Genomic DNA, 17098 nt, shown 5'->3' on the forward strand with positions numbered 1-17098 from the left:
CCTAGATCACAATCAGCTCGGCTCGCAACGCGCCAGCCTGTTTCAGAGCTTCCAGCACAGCCATAACATCGCCAGGCGCTGCCCCAACCTGGTTAACCGCCTGAACGATTTCATTCAGCGTTGTGGCCGGGCCAAACTGGAACATTCGTGCCGGGTCTTCAGTGATCGCAATTTGAGTGTTGGCCTGCACTTCCGTGTCGCCACCCGCAAAGGGGTTAGGCTGAACAACTTCAGGATTTTCCTGAATGGTCACGGTCAAATTACCATGAGTAATCGCGGCCGGGCTCACCTTCACGTTCTGGCCCACGACAATTGTCCCCGTGCGGCTGTTGATCACCACTTTGGCGGATTCTTCTGCAGGCTCAACTTCGATATTTTCAACGATCGACAAAAAACTCACCCGCTGGGAAGGGTCACGCGGCGCTCTGACCGAGATCGATGTAGGGTCATGGGCGTAGGCCATATCAGGCCCCAGATGGCTATTGATCGCCTCTACAACCCGGCGAGCTGTTGTGAAATCCGACCGAAGCAGATTAAACGTGATGGTATCGCCACGATTAAACGGAGAGGCCACTTCCCGCTCAATGGTCGCTCCGTTAGGAATGCGACCTACACTCGGCACGTTCACAGTGATACGCGAACCGTCTAACCCCTGCGCACCAAAACCACCCACAACCAGGCTGCCCTGAGCCATGGCATACACTTGCCCGTCTGCGCCCTTGAGCGGAGTCATTAATAAGGTGCCACCACGCAAACTGTCGGCATTACCAATCGACGAAACGGTGATGTCCAACTCCTGACCAGACTTGGCGAAGGCCGGCAAAGTGGCGCTCACAGTTACAGCGGCTACGTTTGCAAGCTTCGGGTTAACGCCATCCGGAAGGGTGATGCCAAACTGATTCATCATGTTCCGAAACGTCTGGTTGGTGAACGGTGCTTTATCACCCGTTCCGTCCAACCCCACCACCAGGCCATAGCCAATCAGCTGGTTGTTCCGCACACCCTTTACTTTCGCCAGATCTTTCAGGCGATCCGCCGCCACCGGAGATGCGATCACCGCCAGCAAGGTAAAAACAACACAAAGTTTGCGGATCATAACGGCCACCACTCACTGTTAAAGAAGCGGGCCAGCCAGCCCATTTGATTAGCCTGATCGAAGTCACCGGTGCCGCCATAGGCAAAGCGGGCATCCGCTATCCGATTGGAAGCCACCGTGTTGTCGGGCGCGATGTCCTGCGGGCGAACCATGCCCGTCAGGCGAATGTACTCATCACCATTGGTCAGTGACAGCCACTTCTCGCCACGAATACGCAACACGCCGTTCGGCAACACCTCAGTTACCGTCACGGTGATGCTGCCCGCCAGGCTGTTGCTTTGATCCGCTTCGGCGGAACCTGCGAAATCCCGCTCCAGGTTGGCCGAGGCATTCAAGCCAATATTATTCTTTCCGAAGATGTTGGGCTCAGGCAGGCTCAACTCCTGGTCTTTGGTGATCGTGGTTTCGGCATTTTTGCTGGCGCGAGTGGACTCTTCCAACAAGACCGTGAGGACATCGCCAACGTTCAGTGCTTTGGTATCACCGTAGATGTTGTAGTTACGGGACACCTGATAAATAGAGCCGGAGTCCGGGTCACGCTGCATCATGGCCTGAGCACGCACCGGCGCATACGCCGGGTCGTCGGGCATCGCACGAGGGCGGGTCATGGCCGTGCAGCCTTGCAAGATAATAAGGCCTCCCACCAATGCCAGTGTGGCCACGCGCTTTGCTGTCCAGGTTTGATGGTTGCGTTTCATAACTTACCCAATATTGTTGGTAATGAACTGAAGCATCTGATCGGTTGTGGAAACCACCTTGGAGTTCATCTCGTAGGCGCGCTGAGTGGTGATCATGTTGACCAACTCTTCCACCACTTCCACGTTTGAAGATTCAACAGTGCCCTGCTCGATGGTGCCAATTCCCGCCAACCCCGGCTCGCCTTCCTGAGGATCGCCACTGGCATTGGTTTCCTTGAACAGGTTGTTACCAATCGCCTGCAATCCTTGAGGATTGATGAAATTCACCAGCGTGATCTGCCCCAGATTGACCGGCGCAGCCTGATCATTCGTGACCGCCGTAACCGTGCCGTCGCGACCGATAGTGACGTTCGTCGTGTCTTCCGGCACGTTGATGTTCGGTTCCAGCGGGTAGCCGTCTGGAGTGACCACATCGCCATCAGAATTCAACTGGAACTGACCGTCACGGGTGTATGCAATCTGGCCATCAGGCATGGCAATCTGGAAGAAGCCCCGACCATTAACGGCCATATCCAGTGGCTGCTCGGTAATCTGCAGATTGCCCTGGCTGAACTGCTTCGCCGTGCCCACCACACGGACACCCGTACCCAATTGCAAGCCGGATGGCAGCTCGGTGTTTTCGGTGCTCATTCCGCCGGGCTGGCGATTGATCTGATACAGCAGATCCTGAAACACTGCACGGTCCCGTTTGAAACCGGTGGTGTTTACGTTCGCCAAGTTGTTGGAGATCGTGGACAGATTGGTGTCCTGTGCGCTCAACCCGGTTTTACTGACCCATAGTGCTGGATGCATGTTTCTACTCCTTACCTTGCCGGCTGCCGAAGCGGCCATTGTTTGCCGCTTGATGCCGGCCGGTGATGCTTAATTCAGCGTTATCAGAGATTCTGCAACAGTCGTGCCGTTGCTTCGGAATTCTCGTTGGCGGTGGACATAACTTTCACCTGCATCTCGTATTGGCGAGACAACTGCAGGTTGGAAATCATCTCTTCCACGGCATTGACGTTGGAACTTTCCAAAAACCCTGTCGCAACGCGCATATTGGCGTCCGCGGGCTCAACCCCGCCAATCGCCTGCCCCGGCTTACGGCGGATAAACCCGTCCAAACCCTTTTCCAAAGCATCGGCGGGTGGGTTCACCAACTTCAGGCGGTCAACCTCCACCAACTGATCAGGCGGACCACCCACCGGAACAACGGAAACCGTGCCGTCAGCTCCGATCAACAAATCATCAAACGGCGGCAAAGCAACTGGCCCACCATTGCCCAGCACCAACTCACCACTGGGCATGCGAACCAATCCATTCACATCCACCTGAAGGCTGCCGCTGCGGGTGAACACTTCTTCGCCTTGATTGTTCTGAACCGCCAGCCAACCGTCGCCTTCAACGGCAACATCGAGTTTTCGACCGGTATCCATCAGGGCACCGGCGGAAAGATCTGTGCCTGGCCGCTCGGTCATGGCATAGGCGCGGGTAGGATGATGCTCACCAAACACCGGCATGCTGCGGGCCTGAGCAAAATCCTTCTTGAACCCCGTGGTGTTCACGTTGGCGAGGTTGTTAGCGTGGGCACGCTGGGCCAGCATGTTCTGCTTGGCGCCAGACATTCCAATGTAGAGGGCTTTGTCCATGGGCAAACTCCTGCCGGAATTTTGACTGTTTCCAGTCTTCCTGCAGGAGTCATGCCATGTTTACATGACAGGGTTAGCGGAGGTTGATAATGGTCTGGGTGACCGCATCCGAGGTTTCAATGGTTTTGGCGTTTGCCTGATAGTTACGCTGGGCAATGATCAGGTTGACGAGCTCGGCTGAAAGATCAACGTTGGATTCTTCAACTGAACTTGCCTTGATTGATCCCAAGGTTCCGGTATCCGGAGCGCCGATCACCGGCTGCCCGGATTCGAAGGACTCAACCCAAGTGGTGTCGCCTACCGGAGACAAGCCATTGGTGTTGTTAAACGATGCCAACGCCACCTGCCCCAAGGCTTTAGATTGGCCGTTGGTGTAGCGGGCAAAGATCACCCCCTCGCCAGACACGTCTAATCCGGAAAGCCGCCCGGTTGTATAACCGTTCTGCTGCTGATTGTTCACCCCGAATGTGGCGCCATACTGGGTAGCTCTGCCAAGATCCAGAACGAAGGCGGAGCTGTTAGCGGGCAGCGGAATCGGGCTAACCACACTTGAAGGATCTGCGGGTGGGCCATCTGCGCCATTCGGAGCGCCATTCGGATCTTTTGGCACCCAGTCAGCGATAATGATTTCTCCATTCACATTGCCGTTAATGGACTCCAGCTGACCGTCTTGGTTGAAGATAGCGGTGTATGGCTGCTGATCCGTACCTGCAACCATCTCGCCATCGATCTCGATGTATATTGACCACTGGCTCTGACCGACACCATTACCCGGCGATGGCTCTTTCACGAAGAACTGGGTCATTTCGTGGGTGTTGCCCAAGCTGTCATAGATTTTTGTCGAGGTGGCGTGGTTGTATGTGCGTTGGTCTATGGGGTTAAAGGCATTGATTGGAGTTGGCAGTGTATTATCAAACTCCGATTGCAATTGATTGGAACCGCTCACCGTTACGATGCCGTCGACATTTCGGTCTGAGGAAATGCTAATCGCGCCCACCGACGTCTCTGTCGAGCTCGGATTATTCCCTACTCCCCACTCCACATCAAACCTCTCGCCGGAGCCATTTGTGATCTCGAGGCTACCGGTATCACCATTCACCTTTGCAGAAATAGAATTGTCGCTGATGTTAGAAATCGCTTCAGCCAGTTCTTGCAGATTGTTCACTTCAGTCAAGTTGCTAAGGTCAATGCTCCCGACCCGAAACCTAAAGTCTGGATCTTGAATTTCCGCTGCGGACGGTGTCCCAGAAGCTAATGTCACAGTCTCGGTCCCAGAAGCATTGACACCTGGCGCCAAAGTTATCTGCTCAGCGATTTCTCTGGCTGATACTGGAGCTGCGGGCGGTGCAGGGTTCGCAATAGGTCCAACACCATAATCGGGACTACCGTCAGAGTATGTAAATCTATATTCACCGCCCGCAAAGGCTGAGGATGGCAATGAAAAACTACGAACCTGTTGCTCCAACACCGACTGTCTGGAATCCAAATTCAAATCCGTGACCAAATTCGTGGTTCTGCGCGGCGCAAGGTTACCGGTCTCAATCGCGAGATCCCCACGCACACCTGACAGATTCCCGTCATCATCAGCCGTGTAACCCTGAACCTTCATATTCTGGTTATTAACCACGAACCCGTCTTTATCAATCCCGAATTGGCCTGCCCGTGAGTAACGGGTTTCACCGTTATTGCTCAGAATAAAAAACCCATCACCGCTGATAGCCATATCCAGCCCGCTGTCGGTGAAGCTGATGTTGCCCTGGCCAAACGACTGCTTAACATCCTGTACCCGAACACCGTCGCCGATCGGGTTTGTCCCGCCACTTAAAAAGCCGTTGGCGTACAAATCACCGAACTGCACTTTGCTGCCTTTGAAGCCGACGGTACTGGCGTTGGCAATGTTGTTGCCGGTTACGTCCAGATCCACCGATGCGGCCCGCAGACCACTTAGCCCTGTATTAAATGCCATGACTTATACCTCCTGGTCCGACACCGGTTCAGTTAATTTGTTTCACATCAGAGAGGGCAATTGAGCCCATGCCAGCGAGATTCAACGTGATGGAGCCGCCGTTATTCAAAGACACACTGTCTACGTTCGCACTCACCATGGTGCCCAACTGCTGCGGCCCGGACGGGTAACTACCCTGTGCAACAATTTGGTAAGGGCCTTGCGGCAAAGCATTGCCGTTGCCGTCTTGCCCATCCCAACGGAAAGACACCACACCGGCCTGACTGCTACCCATATCAATCTGCCGTACAAGCTCGCCAGACTGGTTCATCACAGACAATCGCAAGCCGCCGGTTGAAGCGGGAACATCGATGGTGCCTGTAACCTCACCCTCTGCGCCCAGAATGCCCACACTTGAGGGTGCCAGAACCGTTTTGCCCACCATGGCCGACGCTTGCAACGCCTGACTTGAGCGGAACTGACCTGCCACCTCATCCACCGTGCCGGTGAGGTTTTGCATTTCTTCCAGAGAACTGAACTGTGCCAACTGGGAGATAAAGTCGCCGTTGTCTTGTGGCTCCAGCGGGTTCTGATTTTTCATCTGTGCCAACATCAACTCCATGAAGGCATCCTTACCAAGCTCACTACCACCCTGGGCCTTGCTGTCCTGCTGCACTCGATACTGGCCCAGCACATCGGCGACGGACGCTGAATTTACTGCACTCATCACTCTCTCCTCGCCCTATTACTGCTGACCCAGCGTTAAGATACGCTGCATCATGGATTTAGCGGTATTCATTACATCCACGTTCATCTGAAAGCTTCGCGATGACGACATCATGTCTGCCATTTCTTCCACTACGTTAACGTTGGGGTAAAACACGTAGCCGTCTTCATTCGCTGCGGGGTGGTTTGGCTCGTAACGCATCTGAAGCTCTGCGTCGCTTTCGACGATTCCCTCTACCCGAACGCCGGCACCCGAGCCTTCCTGCTGACCAACGCCAAAGGTTTGCTGGTCCGGGTTCAGCAGGGATTGCTGAATCGCGGCGAACACCGGCTTGCGCGCGCGGTAAGTTCCCTCTGTGCTTGAACTGGCGGTTTCGGCATTAGCAATGTTCGAGGCGGTGGTGTTCAGCCGCAGTGACTGCGCGGTCATGCCTGAACCCGCGATGTCGAAAATATTACCCAGTGACATGACTGTCTCCTTCAATCAAAAGTGGCTGCGGCTTACTCGCCTTTCAGGGCTTTGGTCAGTCCGGAAAATTTGCTGCTTAGAAACTGGAAGCTGGCTTGATAATCCATGGCATTGCGCATAAAACGGGATTGTTCCTGCTGCGCATCCACAGTATTGCCGTCTACAGACGGTTGGTGAGGTGTGCGGTACAGCAACTCACCATCAGCTCCGCTAGTACCGGAAACATCCATATGTGAACTATGGGTAGTGGCCATCTGAACACCGCTCATTTCATTCTGCGCTTTTTGCATCATGGCTCGGAAATCGATGTCCCGAGCTTTGTATCCCGGGGTGTCTGCGTTCGCCAGATTGTTCGCGAGCACTTCTGCGCGCTTAACGCGCCCTTGAAGAGCCTGCTCGTGAATACCCAATGCGCTATCGAATGAAATTGCCATCACTGCCTCCAGAAATCTGCTCCGGCTTTTTGATCACTCAGTGATTGCCGGTTTTGCGTTCTGAAAGGGATAAAGCAAGCGGGATGCCAAAAACAAAAAAGCCTGCAGAAATGCAGGCTTCGTGGGGACTCGAGCGGCAACCGGTCAGTGTTTCGACCGGCAATACTGTTTCAGATCAGGCAAAGGCGGCAAGCTATTTCCTCACTGTGCCACCCTGCTTTCACACGCTCCAGGGGCGTAATTGTTCAGGGCCTAACCACTCCTCGACGAACTCGCCACTCGATGGCCGTGGAACGGGAGGCTTACGGGATGAAACCGTGCCAGTGTAAAGAAAGCCGGTAATGATCTCGTCCTCCGACAGGCCAAGCCCCTTGCGCACGGCGGCGTCGTAGGCGAATGCACCCGAACGCCACATAATGCCGTAACCTGCATCTGACAATGCCAGTGACAAAAAGGACATCCCCGAAGCGGCAGACATTACCTGCTCGACATCCGGAACCTTTTTATGAGGCTTGGGCGAAGCGATACCCACAATGACCATTGGCGCACGGAGCGGTGCGTTTCTGGCATTTTCACGTGTTTTCTCAGAGGCATCCGCCCCGCAAGATTGCGCAAACAGATCCCCGAGCGCTGCCAATGCTTGGCCTTCAATAACGAGATATCGCCAAGGGCGCAGCAGCGCATGATCCGGCGCGCGAGCCGCGCACTGGAGCGCCAGATCAACTACATCCCGGGGCGGAGCCGGTGCCTCTAACCTCGGCTCGGACGAACGCTCCATAAGAAACTGGGTAATAGAACTCATATACTCTCGCTATTCATACAAGTGTGTGCAAAATCGTCGTGTCTGTTGACGTGGGTTAATTGTGGCTAACACGTAATACTGTTAATCTTTAGTCGCAGATACTACCAATAAAAAAACTTTCGGCACTCACCATGAGCCACACTCAACAAAACCAAAGCGCTGACCAACAGGACGTCTCTACGTTCAGCGCGACCTTATGGGTGCGCCATTAAGATGATGAGTGCTCCGGCTGAGCTTCGCAACGTTTCCGCCAGCTCTGGCAAGGTTTCGTTAAACGACCCCTACGATAACACGGTCGTGATCCCCCCCATGCCAGACTACAGTGGGCGCATCCTGGCCTACACGTCCACATCCATTGTTATCGCCACCGGCGTATATCAGAACATTTTCGTGCATTGGCTTCTATGGCTCGTGGCGATGGGAATGGTTTGGCCCCACGTTGCGCATTTCATTACTCGCCGCACATTCCTGAAAAACTCACCGCGAATTCGCCAGAAGATGTTACTGCTCGACTGCGCTTTCGGCGGCTCTCTGATTGGAGCAATGGGCCTGGTTGCTATTCCCACCACCGCGATCGTTCTCATGCTGATGTTCAGCTGTCTGATTGTGGGCGGTGTGCGCCAATGGCTGTTTGGTACTGCCCTGACCGGCGCCTCTCTTGCAGCCACTGTTGCGGTTCTTGGCAGCGCGGATAATCTGCAGGCACCGCTTCTGACCAGCGTCATCGCTGTGCTGGCAACCGGCGTATACATCTGCGTAACGGCCTATTACTCTCACGTTCAGGCTAGAGCCCTGCTCTACGCCAAAACCCAGATTCAGAATCAGCGAGAGCAATCCATTGCGCTCTCCCACAAACTGTCCAAATACCTCTCTCCGCAGGTATGGCAATCTATTTTTACCGGCGAACGCGATGTTCGGCTCGAGACTCAGCGTAAGAAGCTCGCAGTGTTTTTCTCCGACATTAAAGGCTTTACAGAATTGTCGGAAGAAATGGAGCCAGAAGCGCTTACCGAACTCTTGAATCACTACTTTAATGAAATGTCTCAAGTAGCACTGCGCTACGGTGGCACCATCGACAAGTTCGTTGGCGATTCCATTATGGTATTTTTTGGCGACCCCACCAGTCGCGGCCAGCGCGAAGATGCGTTTGCGTGCGTGTCTATGGCGATCGACATGCGTAAGCACATGAAAATCATGCGCCAGAAATGGCGCAGCCAGGGCATTAAAACGCCATTGGAAATCCGCATGGGCATCAGCACCGGCTACACCACCGTCGGCAACTTTGGTGCCGAAAACCGCATGGATTACACCATTATCGGCAAGGAAGTGAACCTGGCCAGCCGACTGGAATCATTAGCCGAGGCTGGCGAGATTCTGATTTCCTATGAGACCTTCTCGCTGATCAAAGACCGCATCATGTGTCGGGACAAAGGCGAAATCACCGTAAAAGGCTTCGGTAAACCGGTGCCAATATACGAGGTGGTGGACTTCCGCAGAGACATGGGGCCGAACCGCAGTTTCCTGGAACACGAGCACAGCGGATTTGCCATGTATCTGGACTCTGACAAAATCACCGAGCGAGAGCGCACCGCCATTCTGACGGCGCTCGAAGATGCCGCTGATCGTCTTCGAAGGGAAGACGATACAGAGTAACCCTGTTACTGCCTGACCAGCCTGGGCCCCAACCCTTCCTGAGGATTGGTGCTTCGCCAAGGGTTGATATCCAGCCCGCCCCGTCGAGTGTAGCGCGCGCAAACCATTAACTCTGAAGGCTTACACCGTTGCATGACATCCGTGAACACGGTTTCTACGCAGTGCTCATGAAAGTCCTGCTTCTGCCGGAAGCTGATGATGTAACGAAGCAGCCCGGCCCGATCAATGGCCGCCCCGGTATAGCGTATGAAGATCGTCCCCCAATCCGGCTGCCCCGTGACCGGACAGTTACTTTTCAGCAAATGGGAGCACAACCCTTCCGTCACCTCGGGACCCTTCGCCGACAGGGATTCCGGCGCGTATTCGTAAACGACCTCTTCGACCGTCTCGTTATCGATCAGCTCGTAGCCATCTGGCCGCCCCACCGCCGGGGCGGTTGCATCGACACTCTGCATCTGCACGTGAACTGCACCGCCACACACCTTAGACAAATCTCGAGTGATGGTTTCAGCGACCTGCTGCTCAGACGAAAAAACATGCTGGTTCAATGAGTTGAGGTACAATTTTAAGGATTTACTCTCAACAATCGATGGCGATGCAGCCGGAAAACGGATCTCCGCCCACGCCACCACCGGAACGCCGCCCGGTCGCAGCCAGGATAGCTCCCAAGCCTGCCACATATCTTCGCCAAACCAAGGCCAGCGGCCATCCTCAAGACCAATCCGCCGACGGTTTTCTTCCCGGGCGACCGGAAACAGCAGCGAAGGATCGTACTGATCCGGGTAGTCGCTGGATTTGCCCAGCGGAGCGTTATCAAGTGCCATATCGGTTACCGGACCCCAATTAGTGTCGAATGCCTTTGCCGCGCGCCAACATGCGAAGGGCAATGGCTGAGAGCAAAACAATAAAAACCAGAATCATACCAAGCGAAACGAACGGATTAACATCCGAAACACCCAGTATGCCGTAGCGAAAGCCATTCACCATATACAGAATCGGATTGGCCAACGACACGTTTTGCCAGAACTCTGGCAACAAATCGATGCTGTAAAACACCCCGCCCAGATAGGTCAAAGGGGTGAGCACAAACGTTGGTACGATGGAGATATCATCAAATTTGGTTGCGAGCATGGCGTTGATGAAGCCCCCGAGGGAAAACAACGCGGAGGTCAGGAAAACGGTAATGATCACCATCGGCAGGTTATGGATAGCCAGTTGCGTGAAAGCCAGCGACAGCAGGGTTACGATAAGCCCGATAATCAGGCCTCGGGACATACCGCCAACCACGTAGCCGGCTAGAATCGTCCAATTCGGCACTGGCGATACCAAGAGCTCTTCAATACTGCGCTGAAACTTCATCGAGAAAAACGACGACACCACGTTGGCATAGGAGTTGGTGATCACTGCCATCATGATCAGCCCCGGAACAATGAACTGCATATAGTCAAAGCCGCCCATGTCGCCAATACGTGAGCCGATCAAATTACCGAAGATTATGAAGTACAGCGTCATGGTGACCGCAGGTGGCAAAAGAGTCTGCGGCCAAATCCGGGTAAATCGGCGAATTTCACGCAGAACAATGGTTTGAAACGCCGTCCAAAGAGCTAAAGCTGTCATGCAGTGCCCTCCTTTCCTTTTGCGGCGTCAGCGGCATTCTCTTCCACCATCCGCACAAACAACTCTTCGAGGCGATTCGCCTTGGTTCGCATACTGCTTACCTTGATGTTTTGTTTTTCCAGTTCCTTGAACAATGCGTTTAACCCTTGCCCTTTTTCCACCTCGACTTCCAGAGCTCCGTCATCGTTAATCACGCATTTGAAATTGTCCAATTGAGGAGCCGCATCCAGTGCTTGTTCGGTATCAAGAATAAAGGCCTCGACACTGAGCTGCTGCAGCAATTCTCGCTTACTGGTATGGCGAATGATTTCGCCATGATCAATGATGGCGATATTCCGGCACAGGGCTTCCGCCTCTTCCAGATAATGAGTGGTCAGGATGATCGTGGTACCCTGCCGATTTATCTCTTCTAGGAATTGCCACATCGAGCGGCGCAGTTCGATATCCACTCCGGCAGTGGGTTCGTCCAATATCAGGAGCCGGGGTTCATGCACCAACGCCCGTGCAATCATAAGCCGGCGCTTCATGCCTCCGCTCAACATCCTAGCGGGGGTATCGCGCTTATCCCACAAGCCCAGTTTTTTCAGGTACTTTTCAGCGGATACTCGGGCCTTCTTCAACGGAATCCCGTAATAACCCGCCTGAGTGGTGACAATATCAAACACCTTTTCAAACTGATTGAAATTGAACTCTTGAGGGACCACGCCAAGATTAAGCTTCGCGTCGGAAAGCTGAGTGTCGATATCTTTTCCGAACACCCGAACCACGCCGCCAGACTTATTCACCAGCGAAGACACGATTCCAAGCGTGGTTGATTTACCCGCACCATTCGGGCCCAGCAAGGCAAAAAAATCACCTTCAGCGACCTGAAGGTCAATCCCTTTCAGAGCGTAGAAGCCGTCTCCGTAGCGTTTCTCAAGTTCTTCAATTTCCAATGCATAGGTCATAAATAGAACCGCTGTTATTGAATACACCGCACTCACGGTAAATATGTAGTGCGCTATGTGATTGAGGCAATCCGGCAAAATTCAAGGAGCTGCACATGAAACCCCCAAACTGCGACAGGTTTCCCGATATAGACAAATCACCCTCCCTATAATGCCGTTACAACAACTTACAAAACCTGCAACTGCCTTTGGCAAAATCAGGTGATCGCGAAGGGATTGTACGACACACCATGGAACTCGTTCATCTGCGCCGTTTATTGCTGCCACTTTCTGCTGCCCTTGTTCTGTCCGCTTGCTCTGACGGCGGCGGTTCAGGTTCGGACGACACCCTGACTGGTCAAATCCAAAGCCACGGCATAAGCGGGCTTACCTATAGAACCCGTTCCCGTGAAGGTACGACCGACGCACAAGGAACATTTCGATACTATCCCGGTGAAACGCTGACGTTGAAAGTCGGGGCCTTGCCGATTGCAGATACAGTCCCTGCCAAAGAATTTGTCAGCTTGCTCGATTTCCAGCCGGAACTTCGTATGGCCCTGGAAACCTCAAAAGTTGACAGCCAGAATCTCATAGATCACGCCCTGACTGAATCCACGCTATTGAACAACCAGGAATTACTCAATCGCACCCGCTTTCTGATGGCATTGAACTGGACAGAAGTCATTCAGGGTGATGAGGGCATTGATATTAGGCCTCGCGTGATTGATCAACTGAACGCAGCACTGAACGACCCTGAGCTACCCTCTGCAGTCGACTTTTCGATACCCTCCGCCGACTTCGAAGCACAAGACTCCGCCGCGAACCTATTACTGGCCAATATTTGCTTTCACGAAAAAGGTGATCAGCTGTGCGAGAAGCCTCCAACACCAGCTGAAATCGAAAGTGCACCGGAGCGCCCCGAAAACGACGACGAGATCGACCCGAACGTCACCTACAAGCAAGATCTCGAGTCATTAAGAGAACGTATTCTGCAATCCGTTCGAAGCATCGAAGATATCGATGCCCAAGGCGCCAAGGAATACCTGATCAAAGAACTTGCAGGTATCACGAATGCAATCGGCAGACAGTATTACCTGTCTGATCACGTTGCATCACATGCCGCAAGCGACACCACCTTAAAAAGCATCTCGATCAGTAAGGTGGGCGGCGATATTGGTCTTACCAAGAATGGGGTCGAAGCGATCAGTACACGCCCCCAAGACGTTGCCGTGCATACCTGGAGCTGGCAAGAAGCCGAGGTTGAATACTTCGTGGATGGGAGTGCGGGTGGGGAGTCTGAAATATTGATCAATTTCAAACCCGAAAACGATTACCGATGGATTCGAAAGTCGCTTCGGGTTTTGATCACCGAGTAAAAAGCTTACCGAGTGACCAGCGTGGCTCATTGGTCGCATCAAGAGCCATCAGGTCGAGGCCGTCGGTACCGTGCGGCAAACACTCTCGGACGGCAAGAGCGGCGCCCTCTGTCTGGGACTCGTTATAACGCGCCAGATCAACCACCTTGCCACTCTTAAACGAACTTTGTTCGCTCGACTGCATAATCATAACGCTTGGCCATAACCGGCGCTCCGGGCTGTGTGACACAACCACACCACGACAACCATTAGACAGCTCAACCAAAGTTCCAGCTGGATACACACCGACAGCCTGAATGAATGCCTCTACCAAGTCCTTCTGGAACTCGATGTTTCTCATTTCATAGAGCAAACCTACCGCTTTGGCCGGCGTCATCGGCTCTTGCCCCTCGCGCGGTGCTATCAGGGACTCGAAAAACTCGGCAATACCCGCCACTTTCGCCAACAAAGGGATCCTCTCACCACCAACACCGCACGGGAAGCCGGAACCGTTATGACGTTCTCTATGCCCTTGCACAACACTCAGGACCGCCTTCGAAACTCCAGACGGCTTCAAGATCTCAACACCACGCTGGACATAGGTTCTAAAAATCTCGAAATCTTCAACCGACAGATGCTGTTCCTGTTGGACGATTTCCGCAGGTAAGGTGGTTTTACCAACCTGAGATAACAAGCAGCCAGCCCCGAGATGATTCAGAAGCCCTTCATTCAAGCCGAGTTGACGACCAACCACCAATGCCCACACAGAGGTATTGAGCGCATGTCGATAGACAAAGTCATCGTATTGACGGGTTCTACTCAACCACAAGAGCGCACTGGGTTGCCGGCAGACACTTTTCACCATCTTCCCGGTGACGTCAGCTACCAGACGGGCATCCAAACCAGCCTCTGAACGAACCGAGTTGAACAGCCGCTCAAGCGCAACTTCGGCATCGCCCAATAACCGCTTGGAGGTTTTGATTTCTTTCTTTAACGTCGTGCTAACTTTATGACGGACCGGTTCACGAATACTCAGGGGCGGGAGCTGAACCTCTTCACGTCCGTTCGCTCTTTGTTTGGCGCGTACCCGAAACCCCGCAACTGGCTGAGCATCAACAGTCACTGACTCACGGGTTTCTGGCTCGTCAACCATTACCCATTTACAGTGTGAGACGAGCGCTCGCACGTCATTTTGCGAGCGAATATAGAAGCCTTGTATCGGGAACGGAGTCTGATGCCACGGCCGATCCAGATCCGACACGAACATGCCGATCTCCAGATCGTGTACCGCTAGCTTACGTTGCTGAACCCCCACCGCATTCCCCTCAGATATAAATGTCTCAGGGTACTAAGTGTGACAGGTCCGTGCCTAGCTGCCATTACCGTTTTGTAGAGAAGCGTCACCAAAACAAACTCAAAAGTAACGCTACTTATCAATTCGAAACTAAATGTATGAGCGAAAAATCGTTCTCAGAGAAACCTCTCCCGGGCTAATCTGCCTTACACACCGATTCATCAAACTCGGGCAGCCGGGCATTGAGCGAGCCTCTTGGCACTTTGCGAGAATATACCGTATAGGCAACGGTTGACGCTCGAAGGTAATCCATATTGACCACCTCGTCACCCTTGGAAACCTCTGGAGCTCTGGGCCGACAAGCAACCGATAGCAGAAATTTGCCACCAATATCAGCAATACGTTCCACAGATTCGGGCCCAACCACCTGCAAGCATGCCACCTCATTGACCGGGCCGCTTTCAAACACACTTTCATCAAGGCGTTGCTCGCCACACGCCCTTATGCCAGCCCCACAACCGCCCGTTTGTTCGTGACTGTCGTCGTAAAGCCTCCAAACCCGATCACTGCACTGGGCTTCAACTTTCATGCTGGTTGATTTGTCACGAATGAAAGACCAACCCGGGTAGTCTGCCGATTGCCATGAAACTCTTATTTGCCGGGGGTCGCCCGACGAATTTTCACCAGGAAACATCGCGTAGTGCGTGTAATAACTAGCACACCCCGGGAGTGCCAGAAACAGAACAACGAAACCCAATAGTTTTGCACGACAGGCATTAATCAACATCATGAAAGCGAGCCTTCCCAAGCCGATGAATCCATTACCAACCTTTCCAAAAGACTGAGGAGCTACTCGGTATCCAACGCAAATTGCAGCCCGTAGCCCTCATCGGTTTTGCGCACAACCACCATATTCAGGATCGGCGCAGGTACCGGCAGCCCCTGGACCTGCACAACGACGCTGTCTCCCAAATCAGGGGCAAACGAGGCTCCTTCCAGCGCAATAAATATTCCGCCATCGGAAATGTCGCGCGTCGGGAAAACATGCTCCCCCAGCTCTTCATGGATAACCTTGACTCTGGCACTCATGGCCGTGCGACAGTGTTCCCTGCGATCACTTGTGGACATTCGGGGATTCCTAAGAAGTTACGTCTTTTTATAGTGTTAAGAAGCATAACATCATTTTTATATAAATATGCCAAGAGAGTTATTGACTCAGCCTCAACCATGAATGAGAATGGTTGTCGTTTTGAAATGCCGTTGATACCCAATTACGGAACGCATTCACTAGCATCAAAATCAAAGGAAAGCACCTATGCGTATGAAACTAGCCGCAACCGCCGCCATGGCACTTGCAGCCATGCCACTCAGCGCCTCAGCCGATGGCGAAGTTAATATCTACTCCTATCGCCAAGCATACCTGCTAGAGCCGCTACTGAACGCGTTTACGGAAGAGACCGGCATTGAAACCAATGTTGTGTTTGCCAAACAAGGTCTGGCGGAGCGCCTTGAGCGCGAAGGCCGCAATAGCCCGGCCGACGTTGTCATGACCGTTGACATCTCTCGCATCAACGAGCTCGTTGAACGAGATCTGGTGGCAGGCGTTGAATCCGACACCCTTTCTCACAACATTCCAGAGAACCTTCGCCACCCTGAAGGCAAATGGTACGCCCTAACCACTCGGGGTCGTCTGATTTTTGCCTCTAAAGACCGCGTAAAGGAAGGCGAGATCACCACCTACGAAGAGTTGGCCGATAAAAAGTGGGAAGACCGTATCTGTACCCGCAGCGGCAAACATCCGTACAACATCGCTCTGATCTCTTCCATGATCGCCCACCACGGCGAAGCTGAAACTGAAAAATGGTTGAAAGGCGTCAAGAACAACCTGGCACGCAAGCCTCAAGGCGGCGATCGTGACCAGATCAAAGCCATTGCCGAAGGCGAATGCGACATCTCTATCGGTAACAGCTACTACTACGGCAACATGCTGAAAGATGAAAACCAGCGCCCGATTGCCGAACAGGTAAATCTGGTTTTCCCGAACGCTGAAGACCGCGGCACTCACGTAAACATCAGTGGTATCTCACTGACCAAGAGCGCGCCAAATAAAGACAACGCCATCAAACTGATGGAATTCCTGTCTTCGCCGGAAGCCCAGCGCATTTACGCGGAAGCCAACACTGAATACCCGGCCAACCCGGAAGTAGAGCCGACCGGTATCGTCGCAGAATGGGGTGATATCAACCCGGACGACCTGTCTTTGCAGGAGATTGCAGAAAATCGCAATGCCGCTGTAAAGCTGGTTGATCGTGTGGATTACGACAGCTAAATATTGTCATCCATTCAGATGATGCAAAAGGGTGCATGATTAATGCACCCTTTTTTGCGTTATTGAACACCACAAGATGACTCGAGTCATTGCAGGGAGCCGGCTCAGTATCTAAAATCGCAACAC

18 protein-coding genes are annotated in these 17098 nt (G+C 53.2%); 3 read left to right on the forward strand and 15 right to left on the reverse strand.

Going from position 1 to position 17098, the window contains the following annotated elements:
* Window position 1 precedes the first annotated feature (1 nt).
* The 9 genes from DOQ08_RS13945 to DOQ08_RS13985 all read right to left on the reverse strand — a co-directional run bounded on the left by DOQ08_RS13945 (window position 2) and on the right by DOQ08_RS13985 (window position 7798).
* Window positions 2-1096, reverse strand: a complete 1095-nt coding sequence (locus DOQ08_RS13945) for a flagellar basal body P-ring protein FlgI (RefSeq protein WP_114335601.1) — start codon at window positions 1094-1096, stop codon at window positions 2-4.
* Window positions 1093-1794 carry a flagellar basal body L-ring protein FlgH gene (flgH, locus tag DOQ08_RS13950; RefSeq protein WP_114335602.1) on the reverse strand — a complete coding sequence of 234 codons (702 nt, stop codon included), beginning with the start codon at window positions 1792-1794 and terminating at the stop codon, window positions 1093-1095. Before flgH ends, DOQ08_RS13945 begins: the two co-directional genes overlap by 4 nt.
* Before the next feature lie 3 nt (window positions 1795-1797).
* Window positions 1798-2586: a flagellar basal-body rod protein FlgG gene (gene flgG, locus DOQ08_RS13955; protein ID WP_114335603.1), complete on the reverse strand. Its 789-nt coding sequence runs from the start codon at window positions 2584-2586 to the stop codon at window positions 1798-1800.
* 83 nt (window positions 2587-2669) lie between these two features.
* On the reverse strand, window positions 2670-3422 hold the full coding sequence (locus tag DOQ08_RS13960; protein ID WP_114335604.1) for a flagellar basal body rod protein FlgF: 753 nt from the start codon (window positions 3420-3422) through the stop codon (window positions 2670-2672).
* Window positions 3423-3495: 73 nt separating this feature from the next.
* Window positions 3496-5388: a flagellar hook protein FlgE gene (locus DOQ08_RS13965; protein ID WP_114335605.1), complete on the reverse strand. Its 1893-nt coding sequence runs from the start codon at window positions 5386-5388 to the stop codon at window positions 3496-3498.
* Between the two features lie 28 nt (window positions 5389-5416).
* Entirely contained in the window at window positions 5417-6094 is a 678-nt protein-coding gene (locus DOQ08_RS13970) for a flagellar hook assembly protein FlgD (RefSeq protein WP_114335606.1), read from the reverse strand.
* 18 nt (window positions 6095-6112) lie between these two features.
* The gene (gene flgC / locus DOQ08_RS13975; protein ID WP_114335607.1) at window positions 6113-6562 is read right to left on the reverse strand and encodes a flagellar basal body rod protein FlgC; all 450 of its coding nucleotides are present in this window, start codon (window positions 6560-6562) and stop codon (window positions 6113-6115) included.
* 32 nt (window positions 6563-6594) lie between these two features.
* Complete coding sequence (gene flgB / locus DOQ08_RS13980) at window positions 6595-6996, reverse strand: flagellar basal body rod protein FlgB (RefSeq protein ID WP_114335608.1); 402 nt, start codon at window positions 6994-6996, stop codon at window positions 6595-6597.
* A 220-nt stretch (window positions 6997-7216) separates the two neighbouring features.
* Entirely contained in the window at window positions 7217-7798 is a 582-nt protein-coding gene (locus DOQ08_RS13985; RefSeq protein WP_114335609.1) for a nitroreductase family protein, read from the reverse strand.
* Between the two features lie 213 nt (window positions 7799-8011).
* On the opposite strand from DOQ08_RS13985, the gene DOQ08_RS13990 reads away from it, so the two are divergent.
* Window positions 8012-9451, forward strand: coding sequence for an adenylate/guanylate cyclase domain-containing protein (locus DOQ08_RS13990; protein ID WP_114335610.1), 1440 nt, complete (start codon window positions 8012-8014; stop codon window positions 9449-9451).
* A 5-nt stretch (window positions 9452-9456) separates the two neighbouring features.
* Here the strand turns inward: DOQ08_RS13990 and queF are convergent, their stop codons facing one another.
* Genes queF through DOQ08_RS14005 form a run of 3 tightly spaced genes read right to left on the reverse strand, consistent with a single transcriptional unit; the run spans window position 9457 to window position 12015 of the window.
* On the reverse strand, window positions 9457-10275 hold the full coding sequence (gene queF / locus DOQ08_RS13995) for an NADPH-dependent 7-cyano-7-deazaguanine reductase QueF (protein WP_114335611.1): 819 nt from the start codon (window positions 10273-10275) through the stop codon (window positions 9457-9459).
* A 19-nt stretch (window positions 10276-10294) separates the two neighbouring features.
* Entirely contained in the window at window positions 10295-11068 is a 774-nt protein-coding gene (locus DOQ08_RS14000) for an ABC transporter permease (protein ID WP_114335612.1), read from the reverse strand.
* A complete protein-coding gene (locus DOQ08_RS14005; RefSeq protein WP_114335613.1) occupies window positions 11065-12015 on the reverse strand; it encodes an ABC transporter ATP-binding protein in 951 nt (316 codons plus the stop codon). Before DOQ08_RS14005 ends, DOQ08_RS14000 begins: the two co-directional genes overlap by 4 nt.
* A 230-nt stretch (window positions 12016-12245) precedes the next feature.
* Between DOQ08_RS14005 and DOQ08_RS14010 the strand changes: the two genes are divergently transcribed.
* Entirely contained in the window at window positions 12246-13370 is a 1125-nt protein-coding gene (locus DOQ08_RS14010) for an organic solvent ABC transporter permease (RefSeq protein WP_114335614.1), read from the forward strand.
* Here the strand turns inward: DOQ08_RS14010 and DOQ08_RS14015 are convergent.
* The 3 genes from DOQ08_RS14015 to DOQ08_RS14025 form a co-directional block, all read right to left on the reverse strand.
* The gene (locus DOQ08_RS14015; RefSeq protein WP_114335615.1) at window positions 13360-14664 is read right to left on the reverse strand and encodes an HD-GYP domain-containing protein; all 1305 of its coding nucleotides are present in this window, start codon (window positions 14662-14664) and stop codon (window positions 13360-13362) included. The two genes, DOQ08_RS14010 and DOQ08_RS14015, sit on opposite strands and share 11 nt — an antisense overlap.
* Before the next feature lie 175 nt (window positions 14665-14839).
* Window positions 14840-15433, reverse strand: coding sequence for a hypothetical protein (locus tag DOQ08_RS14020; protein ID WP_114335616.1), 594 nt, complete (start codon window positions 15431-15433; stop codon window positions 14840-14842).
* A gap of 59 nt (window positions 15434-15492) precedes the next feature.
* Window positions 15493-15771 (reverse strand): PilZ domain-containing protein, encoded by a 279-nt coding sequence (locus DOQ08_RS14025; RefSeq protein ID WP_114335617.1) that lies wholly within the window; start codon window positions 15769-15771, stop codon window positions 15493-15495.
* A gap of 187 nt (window positions 15772-15958) precedes the next feature.
* Between DOQ08_RS14025 and DOQ08_RS14030 the strand changes: the two genes are divergently transcribed.
* Window positions 15959-16972: a Fe(3+) ABC transporter substrate-binding protein gene (locus tag DOQ08_RS14030; RefSeq protein ID WP_114335618.1), complete on the forward strand. Its 1014-nt coding sequence runs from the start codon at window positions 15959-15961 to the stop codon at window positions 16970-16972.
* Window positions 16973-17098 lie beyond the last annotated feature (126 nt).

The organism is Marinobacter litoralis (genome assembly GCF_003336705.1).
GTDB lineage: Bacteria > Pseudomonadota > Gammaproteobacteria > Pseudomonadales > Oleiphilaceae > Marinobacter > Marinobacter litoralis.